5 protein-coding genes and 1 pseudogene are annotated in these 4,425 nt (G+C 34.1%); all 6 read left to right on the top strand.

Annotated features, from left to right (window positions below; all coding sequences use genetic code 11):
- The first annotated feature begins 402 nt into the window (after positions 1-402).
- The gene (locus tag D7Y06_RS24095; protein WP_120410034.1) at positions 403-585 is read left to right on the top strand and encodes a helix-turn-helix domain-containing protein; all 183 of its coding nucleotides are present in this window, start codon (positions 403-405) and stop codon (positions 583-585) included.
- 2 nt (positions 586-587) lie between these two features.
- Entirely contained in the window at positions 588-1,274 is a 687-nt protein-coding gene (locus D7Y06_RS24090) for a response regulator transcription factor (protein ID WP_120410033.1), read from the top strand.
- 88 nt (positions 1,275-1,362) lie between these two features.
- A complete protein-coding gene (locus D7Y06_RS24085) occupies positions 1,363-2,286 on the top strand; it encodes an ABC transporter ATP-binding protein (RefSeq protein ID WP_120410032.1) in 924 nt (307 codons plus the stop codon).
- Positions 2,279-3,031, top strand: coding sequence for an ABC transporter permease (locus D7Y06_RS24080; protein WP_120410031.1), 753 nt, complete (start codon positions 2,279-2,281; stop codon positions 3,029-3,031). Before D7Y06_RS24085 ends, D7Y06_RS24080 begins: the two co-directional genes overlap by 8 nt.
- A 19-nt stretch (positions 3,032-3,050) precedes the next feature.
- Entirely contained in the window at positions 3,051-3,944 is an 894-nt protein-coding gene (locus D7Y06_RS24075) for a sensor histidine kinase (RefSeq protein WP_120410030.1), read from the top strand.
- A gap of 59 nt (positions 3,945-4,003) precedes the next feature.
- Positions 4,004-4,321, top strand: a pseudogene (locus D7Y06_RS24070) (23S rRNA (uracil-5-)-methyltransferase RumA); the annotation flags it as partial.
- Positions 4,322-4,425 lie beyond the last annotated feature (104 nt).

Raw genomic sequence — 4,425 nt, 5'->3', positions numbered from 1 at the left:
TTATCTGCTGGACATTTTAAACTATAGGGAGGGCTGGTTACCTGCTTGTGTAGGTTAATCAGCAGACACTATTTAGGAATGTAAAAGGGAAGAACCCATTTTCAAGTAAAATTGCGTTTTTTATATAATCATTGAAAAAAGTTATCCCGACTTTTGAAGAAATATTGTCGCTTTTAAAAAATCAAAGTTGGTGGCTATTGTAAAAATATTATCTCGACTTTTTTAAAGAAATCCTTTGAGTTTATCAGCTTTGTCATCAAAGATCGTGATAATAAAAAAGTCATGATAACTATTCTTGTCTTTCGACACTCCCGGAGGGTGTGTCGATATTTTGATTTTTTCTTGATATTATTCGTTTGAACGACTATACTATATAAAGTAAGGCTAAAGGGAGGGGTAATAGTGTTTGAGTATATGACTGTGCAGGAAGCATCGAAAAAATGGGGAATATCTGAACGAAGAATACAAAAATTGTGCTCTGAGGAAAGAGTACCTGATTTAATGAAGGTTGGAAGAATGTGGTTGATACCTAGAAATGCGGAAAAGCCCGTTGATAAACGCAGATGCGTTGGAAAGGAAAAATAATTATGGCAAATAATAACATATTAGTTATAGAGGATGACAAAGAAATTAACCATTTGCTGTGTCAGTCATTAAGAAGTAATGGCTATTTATCAAAATCAGCTTATACAGGAATACATGGACTGGAGATGTTAAAAAATGAAGAATTTGAAATGGTGTTGTTGGATATTATGTTGCCATATAAAAGTGGAGATGCCTTGCTGAAAGAATTAAGGACATTCTCGAATATTCCTGTGCTTGTTATATCAGCAAAGGAAACCACACAAAGTAAGATAGATTTGCTTCGACTTGGCGCAGATGATTATATAACGAAACCATTTGATATTGATGAGGTGATTGCCAGAATAGAAGCAAATTTGCGCCGGAATCAGTTGAATGTAGTTGATCAAAGTCAAAAATTAGTGTTTAAAGATATAGAGTTTGATAAGGCTGCAAAGCAAGTGTATGTGGACGGACAGGAAATTACTTTGACAGCAACAGAAATGAAAATATTGGAACTATTCTTATTACAACCGCAAAAGGTTTTTTCAAAAGCAAATTTATTTGAAAGTATATGGAATGAAGAATATACCATTGATGACAATACTTTAAATGTCCATATCAGCCGCTTGCGACACAAGTTGAAAAAGGTAAATCCCAATGAGGAATATATAGAAACATTATGGGGATTAGGCTACCGTCTGGCAAAATAATACTTAGCTTTATGATAAGTTTTCGTAAGGTTTTCTTTAGATTTGGCATTTATAATTATGCTATCAAAGAAAAGGAGGGAACGAAAAAGTGAATGATTATATTTTACAGACGATAGGGCTTACAAAAAAATATGCGAATATGGTAGCACTTGACCATGTAGATATAACGATTCAAAAAGGGCGTATCTATGGGTTTATCGGTCAAAACGGAGCTGGCAAGACTACGTTTATGCGATTGGTTTCCGGATTGTCTTTGCCGGACAGCGGAGATATTATATTATTTGGGAAAACACAGAAAAAAGAATTGGAAAAACAAAGAAAGCGTATGGGGTGCATGATAGAATATCCAGCTCTTTACCCATATATGACAGCTCGTGATAATTTAGAAGCTATGAGGATTGCACAGGGTATACCGAATAAAAATGTAGTTGAAGATTGTCTGAAAATTGTGGGACTTCATGATACTGGAAAGAAAAAGGTACAGAACTTTTCATTAGGTATGAAACAGCGGTTAGGGATTGCAGCTACATTATTGGGGGAGCCGGAATTTTTAATGCTTGACGAGCCGACAAACGGATTAGATCCGGTCAGTATGGTAGAAATCCGAGAACTACTAAAAAAACTTGCCTATGAGAAACAATTAACCATATTGGTATCAAGTCATATTTTGAGTGAGCTTTATCAGCTTGCAACAAATTATATTTTTCTTCATCATGGAAAAATTATAAAAGAAATTTCAAAAGAGCGGTTAGACGAATGTTGTAAAAAACATATATTTATACTTGTGGATGATGTTTCAAGGGCGGCAATGGCACTGGAACGTGTTTTGAATACAAGGAATTATAAAGTTATGCCAGATCAGTCAATACAATTATATGATTATATTGATGATATGCAAAAGGTGATTCTTGCCTTAAATGAACAGAAACTGTCTATTAAAAATATAGGATTAGCAGGGGATAATCTGGAAGACTATTTTATCAATACCATAGGGGGAATGGGAAATGTTTAACTTAATAAAGACAGAACTTTTTAAACTTAGACGGCAGAAAATAATTATTGTTTTAGTTATGGTTGTGATGGCAATTTCTGCTTTCAGTGCGTATTCGGAGATAAATTTATTAACAGAGCCGGGAAATCCAGTAAGGGGCAGAGATAGCTTTGCAAATGCTTTTCAGGATATTTTTATGTTATTTGTGATTGCTGCTTTTTCGGGGTTTTATATCGGTTCAGATTTTTCTAATAGAACAATACAGGCGGAGCTATCTAAAGGGCATAGACGTTTAGACATTATTTTTTCTAAAGCGTTTGTATTTTGTATTAGCGCAGGTTTTATCATGTTATTATATCCGGTTACAGTGTGCCTGATTCACACGATAAAATTTGGGTGGGGAGATTTATTTAATATGCAGGAGGTTTTATACCTTCTTCGTGTTTCTTTTTTGGGAATTGTTTTAAATATAGGAACAGCAAGTATTTATGTATGCTTTGCCTTTTTATGTAAGGATATTCCCAAAACAATATGTGTATGCTTTGCTTTTCCCATACTTTTTTCAGTTATAGACAGCACGATTGGAAAAAAGATTGATTTGGTGGGGAGATTATTTGAGTATTCCACATTGTCACAGCTAAAGTATATTGTAAACGATAACCTTTCGATATCTACTATATTGATTGTATTTCTATCGTCTTGCATTACAATTTTTATTTCGATTACTTTAAGTGGTTACTTTTTCTCTAATACGGAAATAAAATAATAAAAAGTGGGGGGATAGTATGTCAATCATTATTATATTAGTTGTTTTGTGTATTGGTCTTGCTATTTCCCTTTTTCTCCTGAAAAGAGAAATACGCTGTGTACGAGAGCAATTACAAGAATGTTCCACAGGTGTAGAAAAACTAATAGAGGTTGCTTTTATAGATAAGGATTTAACAGAACTTGCCGCTGAGATTAACCGTCATCAGGCTTATCAAAGGGATATTAAATCTTCAATTTTAAAAAAGGAAAAACATTTAAAGGAATCCATTTCAAATATTTCTCATGATTTGCGAACACCACTTACATCTATGACAGGATATTTACAACTGTTGCAGAAGACTTGTTTAACGGATGAGCAAAAAGAGTATTTAGAAATTTCCATATCAAGAGGCAAGTATTTACAAACACTTATCAATGACTTTTATAGTATTTCGCTTTTGGAAGATGAGAGTAAATCTCCAGTCTTGATTGAAGTAAATCTGGATAATATATTAGCGGATACTGTACTGTCTTTCACAGAACAATTTGAAGAGAAAGGAATCATTCCGAATGTCCGGTCTTTAAATACAGCAACTTATGTAATGGCAGATGAAATTATGCTCAGACGTATTATTACGAATTTGACTTCGAATGCAATACGATATGGTATAAAGAAATTTGAGGTTGAAATCGTAAATACAGATATGGTAGAGGTTAGATTTCAAAATTTGATAGAGGAAGGATATAGAGATGAGCTAGAGATTGAAAAGCTGTTTGAAAAGTTTTATACAGCCGATTTATCACGCAGTCAATCTAATTCAGGATTGGGGTTATATATCGTGAAATTACTTTCAGAAAAAATGAAGGGTGGTGTTTCAGCCAGTTTAGAAGATAACAAGTTAATTGTTAATTTATTATTATGTAGGGCATAAAACACCTATAATGAGTGTTGGGGGTGATACGTTGGGTGAGGTGTTTTTCCTCCATTTAGACAATACATGTGGAGACGGTATGTTTATTGTCCAAACTTCATTCAGACCAACATATCGAGGTTGAGCTTCAGATGGACGAGCTTGATTTGACGGCTGCGGAGAGCAAGGCAACTTATGAGGAAATCAAAGATTATGTGTTGGAGCATAGTGGATTGAAAGTCAGCAGTTTATATATCGCACAGGTAAAAGAAAAATGTGGAATTATTGAGAGGGTGAACTATAATCTGCCAAAATCAGAAAATTCCAGACAGCCGAAATGTCCGCCAGAGAAAGAAGCGGCTATAAGGGAAGCGTTAGAGCATTTTCGGATGATTTGATGGTAGTTTACACCACTTTACAACTTTTCCATAAAAAAATGTCATACAGGACTTTCTGATGTATAATAAGTTTGCAAACAAAAAATACGAAAGAAAGTGATCCT

Origin of the sequence: Roseburia sp. 1XD42-69 (genome assembly GCF_003612565.1) — a bacterium.
Classification (GTDB): domain Bacteria; phylum Bacillota; class Clostridia; order Lachnospirales; family Lachnospiraceae; genus Roseburia_B.
This window is presented reverse-complemented; position numbering and strand designations above follow the sequence as displayed.